At 60.3% G+C, this 22,700-nt stretch carries 20 protein-coding genes and 1 other RNA gene; 3 read left to right on the top strand and 18 right to left on the bottom strand.

The features are described from left to right. The first annotated feature begins 64 nt into the window (after positions 1-64). Positions 65-520, top strand: a complete 456-nt coding sequence (locus GE543_RS23405; RefSeq protein WP_003313540.1) for a DUF721 domain-containing protein — start codon at positions 65-67, stop codon at positions 518-520. A 116-nt stretch (positions 521-636) separates the two neighbouring features. Here the strand turns inward: GE543_RS23405 and lpxC are convergent, their stop codons facing one another. The 18 genes from lpxC to rsmI form a co-directional block, all read right to left on the bottom strand. After that, positions 637-1,548 (bottom strand): UDP-3-O-acyl-N-acetylglucosamine deacetylase, encoded by a 912-nt coding sequence (gene lpxC, locus GE543_RS23400; protein WP_003364012.1) that lies wholly within the window; start codon positions 1,546-1,548, stop codon positions 637-639. Positions 1,549-1,660: 112 nt separating this feature from the next. Beyond that, positions 1,661-2,848 carry a cell division protein FtsZ gene (ftsZ, locus tag GE543_RS23395; protein WP_002555041.1) on the bottom strand — a complete coding sequence of 396 codons (1,188 nt, stop codon included), beginning with the start codon at positions 2,846-2,848 and terminating at the stop codon, positions 1,661-1,663. A 101-nt stretch (positions 2,849-2,949) separates the two neighbouring features. Continuing rightward, on the bottom strand, positions 2,950-4,206 hold the full coding sequence (ftsA, locus tag GE543_RS23390; RefSeq protein WP_003424486.1) for a cell division protein FtsA: 1,257 nt from the start codon (positions 4,204-4,206) through the stop codon (positions 2,950-2,952). Between the two features lie 14 nt (positions 4,207-4,220). Then, positions 4,221-5,090, bottom strand: coding sequence for a cell division protein FtsQ/DivIB (locus tag GE543_RS23385; RefSeq protein ID WP_003395370.1), 870 nt, complete (start codon positions 5,088-5,090; stop codon positions 4,221-4,223). A 3-nt stretch (positions 5,091-5,093) separates the two neighbouring features. Continuing rightward, positions 5,094-6,053 carry a D-alanine--D-alanine ligase gene (locus GE543_RS23380; RefSeq protein WP_153222483.1) on the bottom strand — a complete coding sequence of 320 codons (960 nt, stop codon included), beginning with the start codon at positions 6,051-6,053 and terminating at the stop codon, positions 5,094-5,096. Next, positions 6,050-7,510: a UDP-N-acetylmuramate--L-alanine ligase gene (gene murC / locus GE543_RS23375; protein ID WP_003424493.1), complete on the bottom strand. Its 1,461-nt coding sequence runs from the start codon at positions 7,508-7,510 to the stop codon at positions 6,050-6,052. Before murC ends, GE543_RS23380 begins: the two co-directional genes overlap by 4 nt. Beyond that, positions 7,503-8,573 carry an undecaprenyldiphospho-muramoylpentapeptide beta-N-acetylglucosaminyltransferase gene (murG, locus tag GE543_RS23370; protein WP_153222482.1) on the bottom strand — a complete coding sequence of 357 codons (1,071 nt, stop codon included), beginning with the start codon at positions 8,571-8,573 and terminating at the stop codon, positions 7,503-7,505. The genes murC and murG overlap by 8 nt, the downstream gene beginning before the upstream one ends. Further along, complete coding sequence (ftsW, locus tag GE543_RS23365; RefSeq protein WP_003313551.1) at positions 8,563-9,777, bottom strand: putative lipid II flippase FtsW; 1,215 nt, start codon at positions 9,775-9,777, stop codon at positions 8,563-8,565. Before ftsW ends, murG begins: the two co-directional genes overlap by 11 nt. Next, positions 9,774-11,120, bottom strand: coding sequence for a UDP-N-acetylmuramoyl-L-alanine--D-glutamate ligase (gene murD, locus GE543_RS23360; protein ID WP_371927243.1), 1,347 nt, complete (start codon positions 11,118-11,120; stop codon positions 9,774-9,776). Before murD ends, ftsW begins: the two co-directional genes overlap by 4 nt. 5 nt (positions 11,121-11,125) lie before the next feature. After that, positions 11,126-12,208, bottom strand: a complete 1,083-nt coding sequence (gene mraY, locus GE543_RS23355) for a phospho-N-acetylmuramoyl-pentapeptide-transferase (protein WP_003313553.1) — start codon at positions 12,206-12,208, stop codon at positions 11,126-11,128. Next, positions 12,208-13,578: a UDP-N-acetylmuramoyl-tripeptide--D-alanyl-D-alanine ligase gene (gene murF, locus GE543_RS23350; protein ID WP_153222481.1), complete on the bottom strand. Its 1,371-nt coding sequence runs from the start codon at positions 13,576-13,578 to the stop codon at positions 12,208-12,210. The genes mraY and murF overlap by 1 nt, the downstream gene beginning before the upstream one ends. Beyond that, positions 13,571-15,034, bottom strand: a complete 1,464-nt coding sequence (locus GE543_RS23345; protein WP_153222480.1) for a UDP-N-acetylmuramoyl-L-alanyl-D-glutamate--2,6-diaminopimelate ligase — start codon at positions 15,032-15,034, stop codon at positions 13,571-13,573. The genes murF and GE543_RS23345 overlap by 8 nt, the downstream gene beginning before the upstream one ends. Next, positions 15,034-16,761, bottom strand: a complete 1,728-nt coding sequence (locus tag GE543_RS23340) for a penicillin-binding protein 2 (RefSeq protein WP_162234414.1) — start codon at positions 16,759-16,761, stop codon at positions 15,034-15,036. Before GE543_RS23340 ends, GE543_RS23345 begins: the two co-directional genes overlap by 1 nt. Then, the gene (gene ftsL, locus GE543_RS23335; protein ID WP_002555053.1) at positions 16,761-17,054 is read right to left on the bottom strand and encodes a cell division protein FtsL; all 294 of its coding nucleotides are present in this window, start codon (positions 17,052-17,054) and stop codon (positions 16,761-16,763) included. The genes GE543_RS23340 and ftsL overlap by 1 nt, the downstream gene beginning before the upstream one ends. Continuing rightward, a complete protein-coding gene (gene rsmH / locus GE543_RS23330; protein WP_004411650.1) occupies positions 17,051-17,992 on the bottom strand; it encodes a 16S rRNA (cytosine(1402)-N(4))-methyltransferase RsmH in 942 nt (313 codons plus the stop codon). The genes ftsL and rsmH overlap by 4 nt, the downstream gene beginning before the upstream one ends. A gap of 2 nt (positions 17,993-17,994) precedes the next feature. Next, a complete protein-coding gene (mraZ, locus tag GE543_RS23325; RefSeq protein WP_003406034.1) occupies positions 17,995-18,450 on the bottom strand; it encodes a division/cell wall cluster transcriptional repressor MraZ in 456 nt (151 codons plus the stop codon). A gap of 307 nt (positions 18,451-18,757) precedes the next feature. Continuing rightward, positions 18,758-19,115: RNase P RNA component class A (rnpB, locus tag GE543_RS23320), an RNA gene on the bottom strand. Between the two features lie 85 nt (positions 19,116-19,200). Beyond that, complete coding sequence (gene rsmI / locus GE543_RS23315; RefSeq protein ID WP_178118663.1) at positions 19,201-20,070, bottom strand: 16S rRNA (cytidine(1402)-2'-O)-methyltransferase; 870 nt, start codon at positions 20,068-20,070, stop codon at positions 19,201-19,203. 280 nt (positions 20,071-20,350) lie between these two features. Between rsmI and GE543_RS23310 the strand changes: the two genes are divergently transcribed. Together GE543_RS23310 and GE543_RS23305 are read left to right on the top strand one after the other, a co-directional pair. Then, entirely contained in the window at positions 20,351-22,165 is a 1,815-nt protein-coding gene (locus GE543_RS23310) for a penicillin-binding protein activator (RefSeq protein WP_003418800.1), read from the top strand. Beyond that, positions 22,162-22,536 carry a YraN family protein gene (locus GE543_RS23305; protein WP_174518673.1) on the top strand — a complete coding sequence of 125 codons (375 nt, stop codon included), beginning with the start codon at positions 22,162-22,164 and terminating at the stop codon, positions 22,534-22,536. The genes GE543_RS23310 and GE543_RS23305 overlap by 4 nt, the downstream gene beginning before the upstream one ends. Positions 22,537-22,700 lie beyond the last annotated feature (164 nt).

Genomic DNA, 22,700 nt, shown 5'->3' with positions numbered 1-22,700 from the left:
CTGAAAAGCAGCCGTCAGAACGCTTTCTGTTAAGATGTTCATCTTGTTACCCAGGCATCCCTCCATGGCCTTTCGTCCTCTGAACGCCCGCCCGCCCGCGGTTTTGCTGCGTGAAGCCAAGCCCTTGAAGGCTATATTTCGCCACGCCGAGCGACTCAGCCACTTGCAGCGCCTGCTCGAAAGCCAGCTGCAACCTGCGGCCCGCGAGCATTGTCGCGTGGCATCGTGGCGCGAAGGTACCTTGTTGCTGATCGTGACGGATGGTCATTGGGCCACGCGCCTGCGCTACCAGCAGAAACGCCTGCACCGGCAAATGATGGCTTTTGACGAATTCATCAACCTGACCCGCATCGTGTTCAAGGTGCAGCCGCCTGAAGCGCCACGCGGAGCCGCCACGCACACGATCGACCTGTCGGCAGTGGCTGCCGAAAACATTCAGGCCACCGCTGAAGGCATCACCGATCCGCGCTTGCGCGCCGCACTGGAACGGCTGGCCAGCCATGCGAAGGACAGGAAGTAACTCTGCCCCATCGCTTCAAGCCCTCCGCGCGCACTGACTTTCCCTAAAAAAATCCATAAAAAAAGGCCACCCGAGGGCAGCCTTTAAAGAACAAAAGGAAAGAGAGTAAAGCTTGCTTACACCGCCGCGACAGGACGCATGTAAGAAATAGGTGCCGTACTGGCATCCTCGAAAGTCACCACTTCCCAAGCGTCTTTCTGCTCGATCAACGTGCGCAGCAGACGGTTGTTCAGTGCATGCCCCGATTTGAAACCCCGGAACTCACCAATCAGGCTGTTGCCCAGCAGGTAGAGGTCACCGATGGCGTCGAGGATTTTGTGTTTGACGAATTCGTCCTCGTACCGCAGGCCGTCTTCGTTCAGTACACCGTCCTTGTCGACCACGATGGCGTTTTCCACGCTGCCGCCGAGTGCGAGGTTGTGCTTGCGCAGGTACTCGATATCACTCATGAACCCGAAGGTCCGGGCACGGCTGACTTCCTTCACGAAGGAAGTGCTGGAAAAGTCCACGCTTGCACTCTGGGTGCGGTCACGGAAGACGGGGTGATCGAAATCGATCTCGAAACTGACCTTGAACCCTTCGAAAGGCACGAAGGTAGCGCGTTTACCGCCCTCCTCCACTGTGACTTCACGCAGGATACGGATGAATTTCTTCGGCTCGTCCTGTTCTTCCAGGCCTGCCGATTGAATCAGGAATACGAAAGGGCCTGCGCTGCCGTCCATGATAGGAACTTCGGAGGCAGAGAGCTCGACGTAGGCGTTATCGATGCCAAGGCCAGCCATGGCCGAGAGCAAGTGTTCTACCGTGTCGACTTTGACATCACCATTGACCAGAGTGGTCGACAGAGTGGTGTCACCGACGTTTTCCGCACGCGCAGGGATCTGCACGACGGGATCAAGGTCAGCTCGGCAAAACACAATGCCGGTATTCACAGGTGCGGGCTTGAGGGTCAGGTAAACCTTCTCCCCGGAGTGCAGGCCTACACCTGTGGCACGGATAATATTTTTCAGGGTGCGTTGTTTTATCATGGCATGGGCCGCTTCAGCGCAAGTTGCGAACTGGTATCAACAAAGGCTGGCGATGATAGCAGACCATGCCTTTGCTGAACACCAATCACCCTAATACCCCTGATACATTTCATCAATCGGCCTGACGACGCAGGAAAGCCGGGATGTCCAGGTAATCAAGATCATCGTTAGGATTCATCTTCGCCGCGGCTGTAGCGCCTGCGTGTGCCTGGTTGCGCATCACGGTAGGACGATCCAGGTCACGGTAGTTGACCGACGGTGCTTCCTGGCGGGACGCCTGCTGGGCAGGAGCCTGCTGGGTGGTCTGCAGCGTGTTGTCGATGACCTTGACAGGTTTCTCGATTTTCGCGCCCAGGCCGGTGGCAACCACGGTCACGTGCAACTCGTCACGCATGTCCGGATCGATAACGGTACCGACCTTGACCATCGCGTGCTCGGAAGCGAACGCTTCGATGATGCTACCCACGTCCGAGTACTCACCCAGAGACAGGTCAGGACCGGCAGTGATGTTGACCAGGATGCCGCGAGCGCCCTGCAGGTTGACGTCTTCGAGCAACGGGTTGCGGATCGCCGCTTCGGTCGCTTCACGTGCACGGTTAGGACCGCTGGCGCAGCCAGTGCCCATCATCGCCATGCCCATTTCGCTCATCACGGTACGCACGTCGGCGAAGTCGACGTTGATCATGCCCGGACGCTTGATGATGTCGGAGATACCGCGAACGGCACCGGCCAGTACATCGTCAGCCTTGGCGAAAGCCGACAGCAGGCTGGCGTCTTTACCGAGGATGGTCAGCAGCTTCTCGTTGGGAATGGTGATCAACGAGTCTACGCTTTCGGACAGCATACGGATGCCTTCATCGGCGATCTGCATACGCTTGCGACCTTCGAACGGGAACGGACGGGTCACGACTGCGACCGTCAGAATGCCCATCTCCTTGGCCACTTCAGCAATGATCGGTGCTGCACCGGTACCGGTACCGCCGCCCATGCCAGTGGTGATGAAAACCATGTTGGTGCCCTGCAGAACTTCTGCAATGCGCTCACGATCTTCCAGTGCGGCCTGACGACCGACTTCAGGGTTGGCGCCAGCGCCAAGCCCCTTGGTCACGCCGGTGCCCAGTTGCAGAATGGTCCGCGCGCCGATGTTTTTCAGCGCTTGAGCATCGGTGTTGGCGCAAATGAATTCCACGCCTTCGATGTTGCTCTTGACCATGTGATTGACAGCGTTGCCGCCACCACCGCCTACGCCGATAACTTTGATAACCGGGCTTTGCGGGACGTTGTCTACGAGTTCGAACATTTTCTCTCTCCTTCCGCTTTCTAGTTAGTTTTGCCTACTGCCTGCCGATATTGCTGGTGAAGCCCTGAATCTGAAGCTGTGAAACCGTTAAACGTTGAAACTTAGAAATTTCCCTGCACCCAACGCTTGATACGCTCAAGCACCGGTGCCTTGGTTTCGTCGCTGTAACTGCTGTTGCCGACAATCCCGGACAGCGAAATGCCATCCGATTGTTTTTGCAGCCCGTACATCAACAGGCCTACGCCGGTTGAGTAGATCGGGTTGCGCACGACATCAGCGAGCCCTTTGACGCTGTGCGGTACGCCCAGGCGGACCGGCATGTGAAAGATTTCCTCGGCCAGTTCGACCGCACCTTCCATTTTCGCTGTGCCCCCGGTCAGCACGATGCCGGCCGGGATCAAATCTTCGTAGCCGCTGCGGCGCAGTTCGGCCTGGATCAGGGTGAACAGCTCGTCGTAACGAGGCTCTACCACTTCGGCCAGGGCCTGACGCGACAGCTCGCGAGGTGGACGGTCGCCCACGCTCGGCACTTTGATGGTTTCGCCTGCACCGGCCAGCTTGGCCAGCGCACAGGCATAACGAATCTTGATTTCTTCGGCGTACTGGGTCGGAGTGCGCAACGCCATGGCGATGTCGTTGGTCACCTGATCACCCGCAATCGGGATGACCGCCGTGTGGCGAATGGCGCCTTCGGTGAAGATCGCGATGTCGGTGGTGCCGCCACCGATGTCCACCAGGCACACACCCAGTTCTTTCTCGTCATCGGTCAGCACGGAATACGCCGAAGCCAGCTGCTCGAGAATGATGTCGTCGACTTCCAGACCGCAGCGACGTACGCACTTTTCAATGTTCTGCGCCGCGTTCACCGCACAGGTCACCACATGAACCTTGGCTTCCAGACGTACGCCGGACATGCCCAGAGGCTCACGCACGCCTTCCTGGTTATCGATCACGTAATCCTGAGGCAGGGTGTGCAGCACACGCTGGTCGGCAGGAATGGCCACCGCCTGAGCAGCATCGAGCACACGCTCCAGGTCCGCAGCGCTGACTTCGCGATCACGAATCGCCACGATGCCGTGCGAGTTCAGGCTGCGAATGTGGCTGCCTGCAACGCCCACGAATGCCGAGTGAATACGGCAGCCGGCCATCAATTGCGCTTCTTCGATTGCGCGCTGGATCGACTGCACGGTCGATTCGATATTCACCACCACGCCCTTCTTCAGGCCGCGGGAGGGATGGGTACCGATACCCACGATTTCCAGCGAGCCATCGGCCGCGACTTCGCCTACCAGTGCCACCACCTTGGAGGTACCGATATCCAGCCCGACGATCATTTTGCCGCTTTGCACATTTGCCATGGTCCTGCCTCTTATCAATTCTTCGCGACGGCGGGTTTTTCCGTCGCCGGCGCTGCCTGTTCGCGCCAACCGACCGCAAGGCCGTTGGAGTAACGCAAGTCGACGCGCGCGATATTCGTTATTTGGTCTTTCAGCGTTTTGTCGTAAATCGCGATGAAGCGGCGCATTTTTTCGACAAGGTGGTCGCGTCCAAGCAACAACTCGATACCCGGGCCAGCACTACCGGCACCTGTGGTCAGGAACCAGCTGCCACGCTCGCGCAGCTCCAGGCGCACGATGGAGAAGCCCAACGGGCGCAACATCTGACTCAACACCTGATACTGCTGCATCACCTGCTGCTGGGCCCGCTGCGGGCCGAACAACTGGGGAAGATGTTCGTAATTGGACAGTTCACGCGGTGTGAAAGCCTGCCCCTGGTTATTCAACAGCGCTTCATCGCCCCAACGGGCAACCGGCAACTGCTCTTCAAGACGAATCACTACCTGATCCGGCCATACACGACGGACCTCGGCGTGCGCAATCCATGGCATCTGCTCAAGCTCGGTGCGCATGGCAGCCAGATCGATCTTGAAAAAGCTCGACGCCACATAAGGCGCAATCCGCTGCTGCACAGCCTGCTGGCTGATGTAACTCAAATCGCCCTGCACGTTGATGCGGGTAATCGGGCGGTCGGCGTACGGCAGCAGACGCTGTGCTGCCTCATAAGTACCGAAGCCCAGAACCACCAACAGCACAGGCCAGAGCAGACGCTTCAGAAAACTGAAGTTGGCCTTGGGCAGGCGCGCCGACAAGGGCTCCTTGGCCACCATACGGCTGGCGCCGCGCGGCACCGGCTTGTTGCGGCCGGGTGCAGGTGGCTGAGGACGTGTCGACGGGCCGTACATGCCTTAACCCCTCGCCTGAACGCTGTCGGCCAGGATCGCCAACACCAGTTGTTGAAAATCCAGACCTGCCGCACGGGCCGCCATAGGCACCAGACTGTGATCGGTCATGCCCGGTACAGTATTGACTTCCAGTAACCAGAACTTGCCTTGTGCGTCCTGCATGACATCCGTGCGCGCCCAGCCTGCAATGCCGATGGCATCGCAAGCACGTGCTGCAAGTTGTTTGAGTTCCTGTTCCTGCGCATCGCCAAGTCCGCACGGAATCCGATACTGAGTATCGGACGCCAGGTACTTGGCATCGTAATCATAAAAACTGTGAGGAGTGCCCAGGCCGATGGGAGGCAACACCTGGCCACGCAGAGACGCGACAGTGAACTCAGGTCCCTGAATACATTGTTCGACTAATACTTGCGAATCGTAGGTACTGGCGGCTTTCCATGCGGCGATCAATTCATCGACGCTGTTCACCTTTGCCATACCGATACTTGAACCTTCATGGGCCGGTTTGACGATCAAAGGCAAGCCCAGTTCCGTCGCGGCGCAAATACAATCACTCTCGTTTTCAAGAACGGCATGCAGCGGTGTGGCGAGGCCGAGACTCTGCCAGACCTGCTTGGTGCGCAACTTGTCCATCGCCAGTGCAGAAGCCAGTACGCCACTGCCGGTATAAGGGATTTCCAGGCATTCCAGCAGGCCTTGCATGGTGCCGTCTTCACCACCACGTCCGTGCAGAACGATAAAGGCACGGTCGATTTTCTCGCTGACCAGTCGCTGCAGGAAATCATCGCCCACATCAATGCCGAACGCATCCACGCCTGCCTCGAGCAACGCACTGAGCACGGCGTTACCCGAGTTCAGCGAGACTGCCCGCTCGGCACTCTTGCCACCGAAGAGCACGGCGACACGGCCGAAGCTTTTCGGCTCGAGTGTCGAGCGCAGGGAAGACTGGGCGACGGCTGTCATTTCAGCTTCCCTTCGGTGGAGGCCACTTTGGCACCGGCGAACAGCGGGCTTTTCAGCAGCTGTGGCGCAAGACCGCCGATGTCGCCAGCGCCCTGGCACAGCAGGATGTCGCCCGCGCGCAGCAGCGGTTTGACCAGCGGCGCCAGCTCGACACCACGCTCGATGTAGATCGGGTCCAGTTGGCCACGCTGACGAATGCTGTGGCACAGGTTACGGCTGTCCGCACCGGGAATCGGTTCTTCACCGGCCGGGTAGACTTCCATCAGCAGCAGCACATTGGCGTCCGCCAGCACCTGGACGAAATCGTCGTACAAGTCACGGGTGCGGCTGAAACGGTGTGGCTGGTAGACCATGACCAGACGACGATCAGGCCAGCCGCCTCGCACGGCGTTGATAACGGCAGCGACTTCACGCGGGTGGTGACCGTAGTCATCGACCAGCATCACGTTGCCGCCATCGACCGGCAGCTCGCCGTAGACCTGGAAGCGCCGGCCGACGCCCTGGAAGCCGGAAAGTCCCTGAACGATAGCCTCGTCGCTGACGCCCTCATCGGTGGCGATGGCGATGGTCGCCAGCGAGTTGAGTACGTTGTGATTGCCGGGCATGTTCACCGACACATCCAGCGGCTCGCGGTCGCGGCGCAGTACGGTGAAGAAGGTCAGCATGCCGTCCTGACGCACATTGATTGCACGTATATCGGCAGACTCGCTGAAGCCGTAGGTCAGCGTGGGACGCTTGACCAGCGGCAGAATTTCACGCACCACCGGATCGTCGATGCACATTACCGCCAGCCCGTAGAAAGGCAGGTTGTGCAGGAACTCGACAAAGGTCTTCTTCAGTTTGTTGAAGTCGCCTTCGTAGGTCGCCATGTGATCGGCGTCGATATTGGTGACCACTGCGACCAGAGGTTGCAGGTGCAGGAAGCTGGCGTCGCTTTCATCGGCTTCGGCGATCAGGTAGCGGCTGGTGCCCAACTGCGCATTGGTGCCCGCCGCATTCAGACGGCCGCCAATCACGAAGGTCGGGTCCAGGCCGCCGGCAGCGAATACCGAAGCGATCAGGCTGGTGGTGGTGGTCTTGCCATGCGTACCGGCAACGGCGATACCGTGGCGATAACGCATCAGCTCGGCGAGCATTTCGGCACGCGGTACGACCGGAATGCGGCGCTCCAGCGCAGTGGCCACTTCCGGGTTGGAGGTGTTGACGGCACTGGACACTACCAGCACGTCGGCACCGATGGTGTTCTCGGCACGATGGCCAATGAAAATCTGTGCGCCAAACGATTCCAGGCGTTCGGTCACGGCCGAACCCTTCAGGTCGGAGCCCGAGACTTCGTAGCCCAGGTTCAGCAGCACCTCGGCAATCCCGCACATGCCGACACCGCCGATACCGACGAAGTGGATACGACGGATACGGCGCATTTCAGGTTGTGGCATGGCGCGTTGATTCTCAACCATGTGCCACCTCCACACAGATGTTGACGACGGTGCTGGTTGCATCAGGCCTGGCCAGGCTGCGTGCAGTACGGGCCATGCTGTTCAATTGTTCGGGTTGCATCAAAACCTCTTTCAGGCGTGCTGCCATCTCGGCGGCGCCAGTTGTCGCTTGCGGCATGACGAAGGCTGCGCCTTCGCGAGCCAGATAGTCAGCGTTACGTGACTGATGGTCATCAATCGCGTGGGGCAGCGGTATCAGCAACGACGGCAGGCCGGCGGCGGCCAGTTCGCTGATGGTCAATGCACCTGCGCGGCAGACCACCAGATCGGCCCAGCCATAGGCTTGGGCCATGTTCTGGATGAACGGCGCAACCTGCGCCTCGACGCCCACGTTGCGATAGCGCTCGGCGGTAACTGCGTCATGATTCTTGCCCGACTGATGAAAGACTTCGGGCTGGATGTCCTGAGGCAGCTGGGACAGCGCCTCGGGCAACAATTTGTTCAACGGCTCTGCGCCCAGGCTGCCACCCAGTACCAGCAGACGAGCCTTGCGTCCGGCCAGTGCCTGACGCGGTGTTTCCAGAAACAGCTCGACACGCACCGGGTTGCCGGTGGTGCGACGCTTGGACGACTCCGCAAAGGTGTTCGGGAACGCTTCGCACACCCGGCTGGCGAACGACGCCAGACTGCGGTTGGCGGTACCGGCAACGGCGTTCTGCTCGTGAATGATCAACGGTACGCCTGCCAGCTTCGCCGCCAGACCGCCGGGGCCGGTGACGTAGCCACCAAAGCCGACCACGCAGACCGGTTTCACCTGACGCACGACTTTGCGTGCCTGCATCAGGGCCTTGAGCAACATGAAAGGCGCTTTGAGCAGTGACAGGCGGCCTTTGCCACGCAGACCATTGACGTTGATCAGGTGCAACGTCAGACCGGCCTGCGGTACCAGTTCGTTTTCGATACCGCGTGGCGTGCCCAACCAATGGACCTTGTAGCCGCGTGCCTGGAACTCGCGCGCACAGGCCAGCGCCGGGAATACATGCCCGCCGGTCCCGCCCGCCATGATCAGCACGTTAGCGTCCATTGGGCGTGTCCTCGGCGAAGTCGCTTTCCTTGAACTCGGCTTCTTCACTGCCCATGTTGTTGCGCGATTCCCACTCGATGCGCAGCAGCAGCCCGAGACTCGCGCAGCAGATCACCAGCGAGCTGCCGCCGTAGCTGAGGAACGGCAGGGTCAGGCCCTTGGTGGGCAGCAGACCGACGTTCACACCGATGTTGATCAGGAACTGACCGATCCACAGGAACGACAGGCCGTAAGCCACGTAGGCACCAAAGAACTGCTTGGCGCGCTCGGCCCACATGCCGATGTACATGCCGCGAATACTGACGAACAGGAACAGCGCGACGGTGATCAGCGAACCCACGACGCCCAGCTCTTCTGCAAGGACCGAGAACACGAAGTCGGTGTGCGCTTCCGGCAGGTAGAACTGCTTCTGCACGCTGTTGCCCAGCCCGACGCCGAACCACTCGCCGCGACCGAAGGCGATCAGCGCCTGGGTCAATTGGTAGCCGGAGCCGAACTGGTCGGCCCACGGATCGGTAAAGTTGGTCAGACGCGCCATCCGGTAAGGTTGGGCCTGAACCAGCACCACAACAGAGGCAACCGCCAGTACCACCATCAGCGAGAAGCGGAACAGGCCGACACCACCGAGGAACAACATGGCCGCCGCGGCGCCCATCATTACCACGGTCGCACCGAAGTCAGGCTCCATGAGCAGCAGACCGGCCATCGGCAACAGCACGATGAACGGCTTGAAAAAGCCCATCCAGCTTTCGCGAACTTCCTGCTGCTGACGGATCAGGTAGCCGGCAAGGAAGATCACCACAAACACCTTGGCGATTTCCGACGGCTGCACGTTGAACGCGCCGAAGCCGATCCAGCGCATCGAACCGTTCACCTCACGCCCGATCCCCGGCACCAGCACCAGCAGCAACAGGCCGAACGCGCCGAGCAGCATCATCCAGCCCAGACGCTGCCAGGTGGCGACCGGGATCATCATGGTCACGCCACAGGCACCCAGGCCGATCAGCAGATAAACCAGGTGACGGGTCATCATGTACAGCGTGTTGCCCGACTGCACTGCGGCCACTTCCGACGAGGCCGAGGTAATCATCACCAGGCCAAGGCCGAGCAGCGCCAGGCAGCCGACCAGCATCGGGAAGTCCAGGTCGATGCCGCGCCCGCTGATCAGTGGCGATGGATAAGGCTTGATCACACCGAAGATCATGACAAGCACTCCACTGCCTGCGCGAACACACGTCCGCGCTCTTCATAATTCTTGAACATGTCCAGACTGGCGCATGCAGGAGAAAGCAATACGGCGTCGCCACGTTGCGCCAGTTTTGCGCTGTGCTCGACAGCCGCCTGGACGGTGTCGACACGCAGCAGCGGGACGGCGTCGCCCAATGCCTGGGCAATCAGTTCGGCATCGCGACCGAGCAAGACCGCCGCGCGGCAATGCTTGGCGACTGGCGCACGCAAACCGCTGAAGTCAGCACCTTTGCCATCGCCGCCGGCGATCAGCACCAGCTTGCCGTCGATATCCGAGCCCAGCCCTTCGATGGCCGCCAGTGCGGCGCCCACGTTGGTGGCTTTGGAATCGTTGTAGTAATGAACGCCATCGTGCTCGCGCAGCCACTGGCAGCGATGCTCCAGGCCGGTGAATTCACGCAGGCTGGCAAGCATGGCGTCGAACGGCAGGCCGACTGCATGCCCGAGCGCCAAGGCTGCGAGCGCGTTGGCCTGATTGTGCGCACCGCGCACTTTCAGCTCACGCACCGACATGAGGTTTTCAAACTGGAACGCCAGGTACTTTTCGCCGTTCTCTTCACGCAGGCCGAAACCATGGAAATCGGGCTTGTTGAGGCCGAATGTCCAGCACGGCAGGCCTTCGCCAATCAACGGGCGGGACAGCGCGTCCTGACGATTGACCACCACTTGCCGCGCGCCACGGAAAATCCGGTGCTTGGCCAGGTGGTAGGCAGGCAGGCCGCTGTAGCGGTCCATGTGGTCTTCGCTGATATTCAGCACGGTCGCCACTTCAGCATTGAGCTGGTCGGTGGTTTCGAGCTGAAAGCTGGAAAGCTCCATCACATACAGCTCGACATCGTCGCTGAGCAGGTCCAGCGCCGGAGTGCCGAGATTGCCGCCCACCGCCACACGCTTTCCAGCGGCAGCGGCCATCTCACCGACCAGCGTGGTCACGGTGCTTTTTGCATTCGAGCCGGTAATGGCAATCACCGGCGCCTTCGCGTAACGCGCGAACAGTTCGATGTCGCCCGACAGTTTGACGCCGCGTGCGTGCGCCTGCTGCAGGGCCGGGGTCGCCAGGGCCAGACCGGGGCTGACATACAGCTCATCGGCACGGCAGAGGAAATCCACGTCCAGCTCGCCACAACGCACTTCCACCTGCGGATAGTCGCGACGCAAGGTCGCCAGCTCAGGAGGATTCTCCCGCGTGTCGGCCACGGCAAAGGACACGCCCTGGTTCGCCAGGAAGCGAACCAGGGACATGCCGCTTTTGCCTAGACCCACGACAATGCGGAAGCGGTCGGAAACGATCAGGGACACTCGTTCTACCTCAGTTTCAGCGTGGCAAGGCCAATGAGCACCAGAATCACGGTGATGATCCAGAAACGGACGATCACACGTGGCTCGGGCCAGCCTTTGAGTTCAAAGTGGTGGTGGATCGGCGCCATGCGGAATACGCGGCGGCCGGTAAGTTTGAAAGACGCAACCTGAATGACCACTGAAAGGGTTTCCATCACGAACACGCCGCCCATGATGAACAGGACCATTTCCTGACGAACGATCACCGCCATGGTGCCCAGCGCCGCGCCGAGCGCCAGCGCACCGACGTCGCCCATGAACACCTGCGCCGGATACGTGTTGAACCACAGGAACCCGAGCCCCGCGCCAATCAGCGCGCCTGAGAACACAATCAGCTCGCCCGCCCCCGGCACGTAGGGAATCAGCAGGTATTCAGCAAATTTCACGTTACCCGACAGGTAGCAGAAGATGCCCAGGGCACCGCCCACCATCACCGTCGGCATGATCGCCAGACCGTCCAGCCCGTCAGTCAGGTTGACTGCGTTGCTGGAGCCGACGATCACGAAATAGGTCAGTACGATGAAACCGATACCCAGCGGGATGCGCACATCCTTGAGCATCGGCACGATCAGCGTGGTTTCAGTCGCCGACGGCGCAGTCGTATAAAGGAAGATCGCGGCACAGAGGCCGAACACCGACTGCCAGAAATACTTCCAGCGGCTCGGCAGGCCACGCGAATTCTTTTCGATCACCTTGCGGTAGTCATCGACCCAGCCGATGGCGCCGAACAGGAAGGTCACCAGCAACACAACCCACACGTAACGATTGCTCAGGTCAGCCCACAGCAGCGTACTGATACCAATGGACGAGAGGATCAACGCGCCGCCCATGGTCGGCGTACCCGACTTGGACAGGTGCGACTGCGGACCGTCGTTACGCACCGACTGACCGATCTGACGCATCTGCAGGGTGCGGATCATCCACGGCCCCAGGCACAGCGACAGCGTCAGTGCAGTGAGCACGCCAAGGATCCCGCGCAATGACAGGTACTGAAAGACCGCGAAGCCTTTGTAGAACTGTTGTAAAAACTCGGCCAACAGCAGCAGCATTAATGTTTCTCCAGGCTAGAACCGCACAAGGCAGCCACGACGTGTTCCATCGCAGCGCTACGCGAGCCCTTGATCAGTAAAGTGGTATCAGGGTCCTGCTCGGCGCCCAGCGCCGCAATCAGTTCAGCCTGACTGGCAAAGTGGTAAGCGTGCTCGCCAAAGGCGCTGACGGCGTGAGTCATCAATGGGCCGACGGCATACAGCGCCGACACCTTGCCAGCGGCATAGGCACCGACTTCGCGATGACCCTGCTCGGCCCAGTCGCCCAGCTCGCCGATATCGCCCAGCACCAGTACGGTACGACCGGTAAAGCCGGTGAGGATGTCGACGGCCGCGTTGATCGAGGCAGGGTTGGCGTTGTAGGTGTCATCGATGACGCGCGTGCCATTGCTGGCGATTTGCGCCACGGCACGGCCCTTGACCGGCTGCACGTTGTTCAGTCCGGTGACGATCCCTTCCAGCGGCACACCCATTGCGCAGCTGGCAGCCGCAGCGGCCAGGGCATTGGACACGTTGTGTGTGCCGAGCAGGTTCAACTGAACCCGGGCAGTGCCGAGCGGACTGTTGATGGTGAAAGCCGGGCAGCCCCGCGCATCACGGCTAAGCTCGCTGGCGTACACGTCAGCCGCAGAGTCAGTCAGTGCGAAGGTCAGGACATTGCGATTGCCGGCGCGCTTGCGCCAGATCGGGAACGCCTTGTCTTCCAGGTTCAATACTGCAGTGCCACCCGCGTCGAGACCTTCCAGAATCTCGCCCTTGGCTTCGACAATCCTGTCCGGGCCGCCAAACTCGCCAACATGGGCGGTTCCGGCGTTGGTGATCATGGCGACGTGCGGCTTGGCGAGGCTCACGGTGTAGGCAATCTCGCCAACCCGCGACGCACCCAGCTCGATCACAGCAGACGTGTATTCGGGGGCCAGTTCCAGCAGGGTCAGCGGAACGCCCAATTCGTTGTTCAGGTTGCCTCGGGTCGCCAGCACAGGCCCGCGCGTGCGCAAGATGCTCGCGAGCATCTCCTTGACCGTGGTTTTGCCACTCGACCCGGTGACGGCAGCAACCGGCCGGTCGACGAACGCATTGCGATTCATGGCACCCAGTTGCGCAAGTGCCTTGCGGGTATCCAGCACGACCAGTTGCGGCAAGGCGGCGCCCTGCACTTCGCGCTCGACCAGAGCCCCGACCGCACCTTTGGCAGCCACTTGATCGAGGTATTCATGACCGTCGAAACGCGGGCCGGTCAGGGCCACGAACAGCTGGCCAGGCTCGATGCCACGGCTGTCGGTGCTGACGCCGGCAAAGCTGCAGTCGCCGCCGACCAGACGGGCGTCGAGAGGCACAACCAGTTCGCTGAAGGTCATTGGCTTAAGCATTCGCAGGCTCCCATACAGCAAGCGCACTGGCGGCTTCTTGCAGGTCGGAGAACGGCTGCCGCTGACCGTTGATTTCCTGGTAGTCCTCGTGGCCCTTGCCGGCAAGCACCACGACGTCATCGGCATTGGCGCTGGCAATCAGCTCGGCAATGGCCTGACCGCGACCTTCGATGAAACGCACCTTGTCCGCAGCAACGAAGCCAGGGCGTATATCGTCAAAAATACTGGCCGGCGATTCGGAGCGCGGATTGTCATCAGTGACCCATACGCCGTCGGCCAGACGCTCGACCACTTCAGCCATCAGCGGACGCTTGCCACGGTCACGATCACCGCCGCAGCCGAACAGGCACAACAAGCGGCCCTTGGCGTGCGGGCGCAGTGCTTCGAGTACTTTTTGCAGCGCGTCCGGGGTGTGCGCGTAATCCACGACCACCAGAGGCTTGTCGGCACCACCCAGACGCTGCATGCGTCCGACCGGGCCTTCGAGTTTCGGCAGCGCCTTGAGAATTTCGTCCAGCGCGTAATCCAGGCCCAGCAGTGCGCCGACCGCAGCCAGCACGTTGCTCAGGTTGAAACGGCCCAGCAGGCTGCTGCGCAGGAAGTGCTCGCCCTGAGGCGTGACCAGCGTGGCACGCACGCCATCGTCATCGAACTTCGCATCGCGGCAATACAGGTAGGCCGAGCTGTCCAGCTGGCTGTAGGTGATCAGGCGCGACTCTTGTTTGACAGCGGCCAGTTCACGGCCGAAATCGTCATCCAGGTTGATCACCCGGCATTTCAGATCGGGCCATGCGAACAGCTTCGCCTTGGCGGCAGCGTAGGCCTCCATGGTGCCGTGATAATCCAGATGGTCACGGGACAGATTGGTCAGCACCGCCACATCAAAGGACAGCGCCGCAGCGCGTCCCTGATCAAGACCGTGGGAGGAGACTTCCATCGCCACTGCGCGCGCGCCGGCCTGTCTCAGGTCGGTCAGCGTCGCCTGCACGGCAATCGGATCAGGCGTGGTGTGGCGGCCGCTTTGCAGCGAACCGTAGAAACCGGTGCCCAGTGTACCGACGATCCCGCAGCGTTGGCCGAGGGCATCAAGCGCCTGAGCCACCAACTGGGTCACGCTGGTCTTGCCGTTGGTGCCGGTAACACCCACCAGATTCAGACTGCGGCTCGAATCGCCATAGAAGCGACCAGCGATCGCGGACAACTGCGCGGCGAGCCCTTTTACCGGAATCAGCGGCACGTCAGTGATCGGCAGAACGATCGACCCTTCGACTTCATAGGCTACGGCAGCTGCGCCACGCTTGAGCGCGTCGGCGATGTGCGCGCGGCCATCGACCTTGATGCCCGGCACAGCCAGAAACAGGTCGCCCGGACGCACATTGCGGCTGTCGAGAGTCAACTCGCGAATCAGCGCATCGCGGTCGGTGTGAGCGAAAAGCTTGCTCAGATTAAAGGCCATCAACCACGCCCTCCTTTGGCTGCCGGTGCGGCGTTGACTTGTTCAGGTGGCGCAAGGTTGTCTGGCGTCACGTTCATCAGACGCAACGTGCCAGACATGACCTTGCTGAATACCGGGGCCGAAACCAGACCACCGTAGTAACCACCCTTGCTCGGCTCGTCGATGACCACCACGATGGCGTAGCGCGGGTTACTCATCGGGCCGAAACCGGCAAACAGCGAGCGATAGGAATTTTCCGCGTAGCCCTTGGTACCGATGGACGTCTTGCGCGCCGTACCACTCTTGCCAGCGACGTGGTAGGACGGCACACGGGCGCGATAGACGCCGCGCGGGTCCTCGATAACCTGCTGCAACATGCCTTGCAGGGTCTTCGCGGTTTTCTCCGGGATGGCCTGGGTCGACTCCGGCTCTTTATCTGTTTTGAGGATGGTCAACGGCACGATGCGGCCGTTGTTGGCCAGCGCGCCGTAGGCATGCACCAGCTGCAAGGCAGTGACCGACAGACCGTAGCCATAGGACAGCGTGGCGGTTTCGGCCTTGCGCCATTCGCGGTAGTTGGGCAGGTTGCCGACGCGCTCGCCAGGGAAACCGAGGCCGGTGTACTGACCGAACCCGACGCGCTGCATGGCACGGAAAATCGCCTCACCGCCCACATCGAACGCGACCTTGCTCATGCCGACGTTACTGGAGTTGATCAGAATGCCGGTCAGGTCGAGGATCGGGCCTTCGGTCTTGGTCACGTCACGAATCGTGTATTTGCCGATCTGCAGGGTGCCCGGATAAACCTCGACCTTGTCGGTCGGCTTCCAGCGGCCACTGTCCAGCGCTGCAGTCATGGAGATCGGTTTCATGGTCGAACCGGGTTCGAACACGTCGATGATGGCCCGGTTGCGCATGGCGGCAGGCACCATGGTGCGGCGGTTGTTCGGGTTGTAGGTCGGCTGGTTGACCATCGCCAGCACCTCACCGGTCTTGACGTCCATGATCACCATGCTGCCGGCCTTGGCCTCGTTCTCGACGATGGCGTTGCGCAGTTCACGGGTGGCCAGGTACTGCAGGCGCAGGTCAATAGACAAAGCCAAGGTCTTTCCGGCCTTGGCATTCTTGGTGACCTGAACATCCTTGATCAGTCGGCCACGCCGGTCCTTGATGACCTGACGCTTGCCGGGCACACCGGCGAGCCAATCGTCATACGCAAGCTCGACGCCTTCCCGGCCATGGTCGTCAAGGTCGGTAAAGCCGACCATGTGTGCAGTAACATCGCCGGCAGGATAAAAGCGGCGGAACTCTTCGATGCCATAGACACCCGGCACTTTCAGGTCGATGACCGACTGGCCCTGTTCTGGCGTCAGGCCACGTACCAGGTAGATGAATTCCTTGTTCGCCTGCGAATCCAGGCGCTCGGTCAATGCCTTGAGATCCTGACCCAGCGCGGCGGCCAGCATCGGCCACTTGGACTTGTCCTGCTGCATTTCACGCGGGTTGGCCCACAGGGTTGTCACCGGCGTACTGACGGCCAGCGGCTCGCCGTTACGGTCGGTGATCAGGCCACGGTGCGCCGGAATAGGAATGTGCCGAAGGCTGCGTGCATCGCCCTGCTCCTTGAGAAAGGTATGGTCGATGACCTGCAGGTCGACGATGCGCCAGCAAATGGCGAGCACGAGGGACACCAGCAGCCCTACGACTACGCGAAAACGCCACGGATAAAGAGCGCCATCAAGTTTCATCATGGCGCCACCATCCGCACTTCGGCAGCGCTCGGGATGCGCATCTTCAGTTGTTCGGTGGCCAGGTTCTCGATGCGGCTGTGTGCAGTCCAGGTGCTCTGCTCAAGAATCAGCCGACCCCACTCTGCCTGCGCCTTGTCGCGCACGCTCATTTCCGAATACAGCGAGTTGAGCAGTTGACGATTCCAATGTGCACTATAGGAAACGCCAATCGCCGAAATCAGGACAGCAATGAACAGCAGCAGCATAATGAAGCTGCCGCCGGGCAGAGGCTTCAGAAACAGACGGCTCACCTGAGCTTCTCCGCTACACGCATGACAGCACTGCGCGAGCGCGGGTTTGCTTTGGTTTCGACATCCGAAGCGAATTGAGCCTTGCCGTGAATTTTGATTTTCGGTTCGAACGGCTTGAACTGGATCGGCAGATTGCGCGGCATGTTGTCGGCTTCGCCCTTGGCGAGCTTGCGCATGAACAGCTTGACGATGCGATCTTCCAGCGAGTGAAAGCTGATGACGACCAGACGGCCACCCACTTCCAGCGCATCCATTGCCGCTTCGAGGCCGGCTTCAAGATCGCCCAATTCGTTGTTTACGTGAATACGCAGGCCCTGAAAGGCACGCGTTGCAGGATTCTTGCCCTTTTCCCAGGCAGGGTTGGCAACCTTGAGCACTTCTGCCAGATCGGCTGTGCGCTCGAAAGGCTGGACTTCGCGACGCGCGACGACCGCGTTGGCCATGCGCTTGGCAAACCGCTCTTCGCCGTATTCCTTGAAGACGCGGGCAATTTCTTCAGCCGGGGCAGTCGCGATGAACTCGGCAGCGCTCACGCCACGGGTAGGGTCCATGCGCATATCCAGAGGACCGTCGTTCATGAAACTGAAACCGCGCTCGGGATCATCCAACTGCGGGGACGACACACCCAGATCCAGCAGAATGCCACTGACCTTGCCCGCCAAACCGCGTTCCTGAGCCTCGGATCCCAATTCGGCAAAGCTGCGCTGCACAATGACAAAGCGGCCGTCTTCGGCCGCTAGCGCTTGCCCGGTGGCAATCGCTTGAGGGTCCTTGTCGAATCCCAGAAGCCGACCGTCGGGGCCCAGCTGGCTGAGTATCAGACGACTATGCCCGCCACGTCCGAACGTGCCGTCCAGATAGCAGCCATCGGCGCGCACCGCGAGAGCCTCCACGGCTTCTTCGAGCAGCACGGTGATGTGGGTAAAGCCGCTATTCATAGTCACAGGATCAAATCACGTAATTCGTCGGGCATCGCGCCAGGTTTTTGAATGGCAGCCAGGTCAGCATCAGCAAGAGCATTCCAGGCGTCCTCGTCCCACAGTTGAAACTTGTTCAGCTGGCCCACCAGCATTACGCGCTTATCCAGCTTCGCGTACTCGCGCAGGCGCGGCGGTACCAGAAAACGCCCACTCCCGTCGAGTTCCAGATCGACAGCATTACCAATCAGAAGCCTTTGCAGACGGCGGTTCTCTTCACGAAACGTCGCCAGATCACGAAGTTTTGCTTCTATCAGCTCCCATTCGGAAAGCGGATAAAGGCAAAGGCATGGATCAACAGCATCAATGGTCACGATAAGTTGGCCGGCGCTACGCGAATCCAACTCGTCACGGTACCGGCTCGGCATAGCGAGACGGCCCTTGGCATCGAGATTGATCGCATTGGCACCACGGAACACAGGCGCATTCTCCGAATATTAGCTTTTTGCGCTAAAAAAACCCACTTCGTGCCACTTTCTGCCACTTGCGCACACTATAGGAACGCGCCCACCACACCGTCAAGGCACGGTCTTAAGGAAAACCCTTACATTTCGGAGATTTAGGAGAGGTATTGGGGATAAAAGGGTAATTCTGCGAAGGATCCGACGGATAAATCCCACGCCACTCAAATCGTTGCGATTCGAAGTTAATGTAATTTATGAGCTGTAAGATTTTTTTGGTATTACGGAGGGGTTTTGCTGCTTGAAACGAAGGGGAAGAAAAAAGGTGGAGAGTCGATCTGTAAGCCGGGTTCTGTCGAGAACAGTCATTCCTCTACGACGGCCATCACTGGACGCCTTTAGCAACCTACCCGGTTCCAGCGCGGGCCACGCCTAGGAACCCTATTTGGTCTTGCTCCGAGTGGGGTTTACCTTGCCACGAACTGTTACCAGACGTGCGGTGCGCTCTTACCGCACCTTTTCACCCTTACCGGCACCGAAGTGCTTAGGCGGTTATTTTCTGTGGCACTTTCCGTAGGCTCACGCCTCCCAGGCGTTACCTGGCACTCCGCCCTATGGAGCCCGGACTTTCCTCCCCCCCTTGTTGCGGAACAACAAGAGGCAGCGACTGTCCAATCGACTCTCCGCCGACAAGGTTAGCGGCACACGCCATCAAGAACAAGCTTTAATAGCATGCGTGTCCCCCTTACCCCTTTCAAAAGCAGGCCGCTACTCCTTCTGCTTCTCCAGCGCCACCTGATACAACAGGTTCTTGCGCACGCCGGTTATTTCGGCAGCCAGCGCCGCGGCACGCTTGAGCGGCATCTCTGCAAGCAACAGATCCAGCACCCGACGAGCCTCCTCACCAATGACGTCCTCGTCATCCGGCGGCGTCCAGCCAGCCACCAGCACTACGCACTCGCCACGCTGCTGATTACTGTCGGATTCGACGAATGCCCGCAGCTCACCTAAAGGCAGACCCTTGAGGGTTTCGAAAGTTTTGGTTATTTCACGCGCCAGCAACGCCTGACGATCAGCACCGAACACCAGCTCCATATCCTGCAGGCATTCCAGGATGCGGTGCGGCGCTTCATAGTAGATCAGCGTGCGCGGTTCTTCTTTGACACGCTCGAGCCTGGCCTTGCGACCCGCAGACTTGGCAGGAAGAAAACCCTCGAAAATAAATCGATCCGACGGCAGCCCGGCCGCAGACAAAGCCGCAATCAAGGCACACGCACCTGGCACCGGTACGACCTGCACACCTGCGGCACGCGCCTGGCGCACCAGGTGATAACCGGGGTCGGAGATCAGTGGCGTGCCCGCATCGGAAATCAGTGCGACATCATCACCGGCCAGCAGACGCGTGATGAAACGACTACCCTCATCACGTTCGTTATGTTCGTGGCAGGCAGCCAATGGCGTCGAGATGCCGAAGTACTGCATCAGCCGTGCGGAATGACGCGTGTCTTCAGCCGCAATCAGCGCGACGTCACGCAACACCTTCAAGGCTCGCACACTCATGTCGTCCAGATTGCCGATAGGAGTCGCCACTACATAAAGCGAACCCGGAGTGGAATTCGAAACAACCGGAACAGTCAAAACGCAAACCTCGCAGGTTAAAACAGGTGCTTGGAAAAAACGCATTGTACAGGCTGCGGCCCGGCGGAACGGTTCGCGCCTCAGGATGCCGACAAAAAAGGAATGAAAACATGTTCAGACCCGAGCCAGAAACGCGGCGCACCTCGCCAATTGAACGATTTGGCCGCCAGATGACCTTAACGCGACTGATATCACGGCTTTAAATACCATCGACATCGCACCCCGGCCAGCGCTTGGGTACAATCCCCCGTTAATTCGCTTGAGTTTCAGGAACATACCAATGATCGCTTGTCTGCGGCTGCTCTCTGCCCTCTGCCTCGCTGCCCTCCTCGCAGCCTGTGCCAGCTCGCCCTCGTCCAGTCTTGGCGAGCTGCCTCGAACCCCTGATGCCAGCATCGAGCAATTGCTCGAGCAGGCCGCCAGCGCCAAAACACCCGAGCAGGCCGCAACGCTGCGCTTGAGTGCTGCCGATCTGGCCAGCCGCCAGAATGACGCAGGACGCGCCGCGCAAATCCTCGGACAGGTGCAAATCGATCAACTCAAGCCCGGCTTGCAGGTTTTCGCCAGCACACTGTCCGCTGAGCTGGCGATGGGCCGTAATCAGCCCAAGGCAGCGCTGACCGCCCTGAATCATCCAAGCATGCAGCGCCTGGGCGAGCTGTCGGTCGAGCAGCAGATTCGTACGCACATGGTCAAGGCACGCGCCCTGGAAGCCGATGGTCAGGCGCTCGCAGCCGCCAATGAACGTGTTTACGCCGGCCCGCTGCTGCAAGGCGCAGACGCCAGCGCCAACAATGACGCGATCTGGACACTGGTCTCCGCCCTGCCTGCCGAACAACTGCAGAGCACAGCCACCGACGATATGGGCGGCTGGCTGAACCTGGCTCGCTCGATCAAGGGCGCAGGCACGCTTGAGCAACAACAGGCTGCCATCGACAGCTGGAAAGCGCAGAACCCTAAACACCCTGCTGCACTGCAACTGCCAACCGCCCTCGCGCAGTTGCGTGCACTGACCAGCGAGCCGATTACCAAAATCGCCCTGCTGCTGCCGCAGGACGGTCAATTGGCCGCAGTTGCCAAGGCATTGCGCGAAGGCTTCATGGCCGCGCACTTCCAGGCTCAGCAAGCAGGCGAGAATCCTCCGGCCATCCAGGTCTTCGACAGCTCGCGAATCACCTCGATGGACGAGTTCTATCGTCAGGCCCAGGCCGCTGGTGTGCAACTGGTCGTCGGTCCGCTGGAAAAGAACCTCGTCAAACAGCTGAACAGCCGTCAGCAGTTGCCTATCACTACCCTGGCGCTGAACTACAGCGACACCAGCAACGAAGGCCCTGCCCAGCTGTATCAGTTCGGCCTGGCCGCAGAAGACGAAGCCCGCGAGGTTGCACGTCGCGCCTGGGCAGACGGCAAGCGCAGCGCCGTGGCGATGGTTCCGAAAGGTGAATGGGGCGACCGCGTGCTGGATGCCTTCCGCAAGAGCTGGCAGGCCAAGGGCGGCACACTGATCGCTGCAGAGCACGTTGATCAGCCTGTAGAACTGGCACAGCAGGTCGCCGATCTGTTCCAGCTGCGTAACAGCGAAGGCCGCGCGCAGCGCTTGCAAAGCACGGCCGGCACTCAAGTCGCCGCTCAACCAAGCCGTCGCCAGGACATCGACTTCATGTTCCTCGCCGCGACCCCGCAACAAGCGCAACAGATCAAACCCACCATGGTCTTCCAGTACGCAGGTGACGTTCCGGTCTACGCCACTTCGCACCTGTTCACCAACAGCAACGATCACGCGCAATACATGGACCTGAATGGCGTGCGCTTCTGCGAAACGCCATGGCTGCTGAACGCCGAAGACCCGCTGCGCCAGCAGGTCACCGCGCAATGGCCACAGGCCGCAGGCAGCCTGGGTCGCCTGTATGCGATGGGTATCGACGCCTATCGTCTGGCACCGCGCCTCGCCCAGCTCAAGGCGATGCCTGACAGCCGCATTGACGGGCTGTCCGGCAGCCTCAGCCTGAACCCTGGCCGTCGCGTCGAACGCCAGCTGCCATGGGCCGAATTCGTCGACGGCAAGATCCAGCGCCTGCCGGACACCGCTCCTTGATGCAACGCAGCACCCGCCAGCAAGCAGGGCGCGAGGCCGAAGCCTTCGCCCTGCAGTTTTTGCAACAGCAGGGCCTGCGCCTGATTGAACAAAACTGGTTATGTAAACGCGGCGAGCTTGATCTAGTCATGCTTGACGGCGATACAGTAGTATTCGTCGAAGTTCGCTACCGTCGCCATTCAGGATGGGGCGGCGCCATGGAAAGCGTCGATTTTCGCAAGCAGGAGAAACTCGTCACGGCCGCACAGCTTTTTCTGCAGCACGCAACGGCCTGGGCCAATTCCCCCTGCCGTTTCGACGTGGTCGCCATTGAAGGCGAGCCCGGTAAGGCTGCACCGCTGAACTGGATCAAGAGCGCTTTTGACAGTTGACCTGGCGCAGTGAAGCAGCAATCCGACTTGAGTCATGACCTGCAATACACTACAGCCCTCACCGATTTCGCTATTTGTTTTGCCGGCTGCACACCTTGTGTGCCGGATAGCTCCCGGGAGAACCCGGCGCATCCGTCCCGCCGCCGTACGCTCTAATTAAGGTC

This window comes from Pseudomonas sp. SZ57 (assembly GCF_009495975.1).
In the GTDB taxonomy this organism is placed as follows: Bacteria; Pseudomonadota; Gammaproteobacteria; order Pseudomonadales; family Pseudomonadaceae; genus Aquipseudomonas; species Aquipseudomonas syringae.
This window is presented reverse-complemented; position numbering and strand designations above follow the sequence as displayed.

What these genes read in the sequence shown, in the direction of transcription:
- GE543_RS23405 (WP_003313540.1), top strand. Translation starts at nt 65, where the DNA reads ATGGCCTTTCGTCCTCTGAACGCCCGCCCGCCCGCGGTTTTGCTGCGT.
- lpxC (WP_003364012.1), bottom strand. Translation starts at nt 1,548, where the DNA reads ATGATAAAACAACGCACCCTGAAAAATATTATCCGTGCCACAGGTGTA.
- ftsZ (WP_002555041.1), bottom strand. Translation starts at nt 2,848, where the DNA reads ATGTTCGAACTCGTAGACAACGTCCCGCAAAGCCCGGTTATCAAAGTT.
- ftsA (WP_003424486.1), bottom strand. Translation starts at nt 4,206, where the DNA reads ATGGCAAATGTGCAAAGCGGCAAAATGATCGTCGGGCTGGATATCGGT.
- GE543_RS23385 (WP_003395370.1), bottom strand. Translation starts at nt 5,090, where the DNA reads ATGTACGGCCCGTCGACACGTCCTCAGCCACCTGCACCCGGCCGCAAC.
- GE543_RS23380 (WP_153222483.1), bottom strand. Translation starts at nt 6,053, where the DNA reads ATGACAGCCGTCGCCCAGTCTTCCCTGCGCTCGACACTCGAGCCGAAA.
- murC (WP_003424493.1), bottom strand. Translation starts at nt 7,510, where the DNA reads ATGGTTGAGAATCAACGCGCCATGCCACAACCTGAAATGCGCCGTATC.
- murG (WP_153222482.1), bottom strand. Translation starts at nt 8,573, where the DNA reads ATGGACGCTAACGTGCTGATCATGGCGGGCGGGACCGGCGGGCATGTA.
- ftsW (WP_003313551.1), bottom strand. Translation starts at nt 9,777, where the DNA reads ATGATCTTCGGTGTGATCAAGCCTTATCCATCGCCACTGATCAGCGGG.
- mraY (WP_003313553.1), bottom strand. Translation starts at nt 12,208, where the DNA reads ATGCTGCTGCTGTTGGCCGAGTTTTTACAACAGTTCTACAAAGGCTTC.
- murF (WP_153222481.1), bottom strand. Translation starts at nt 13,578, where the DNA reads ATGCTTAAGCCAATGACCTTCAGCGAACTGGTTGTGCCTCTCGACGCC.
- GE543_RS23345 (WP_153222480.1), bottom strand. Translation starts at nt 15,034, where the DNA reads ATGGCCTTTAATCTGAGCAAGCTTTTCGCTCACACCGACCGCGATGCG.
- GE543_RS23340 (WP_162234414.1), bottom strand. Translation starts at nt 16,761, where the DNA reads ATGAAACTTGATGGCGCTCTTTATCCGTGGCGTTTTCGCGTAGTCGTA.
- rsmH (WP_004411650.1), bottom strand. Translation starts at nt 17,992, where the DNA reads ATGAATAGCGGCTTTACCCACATCACCGTGCTGCTCGAAGAAGCCGTG.
- GE543_RS23310 (WP_003418800.1), top strand. Translation starts at nt 20,351, where the DNA reads ATGATCGCTTGTCTGCGGCTGCTCTCTGCCCTCTGCCTCGCTGCCCTC.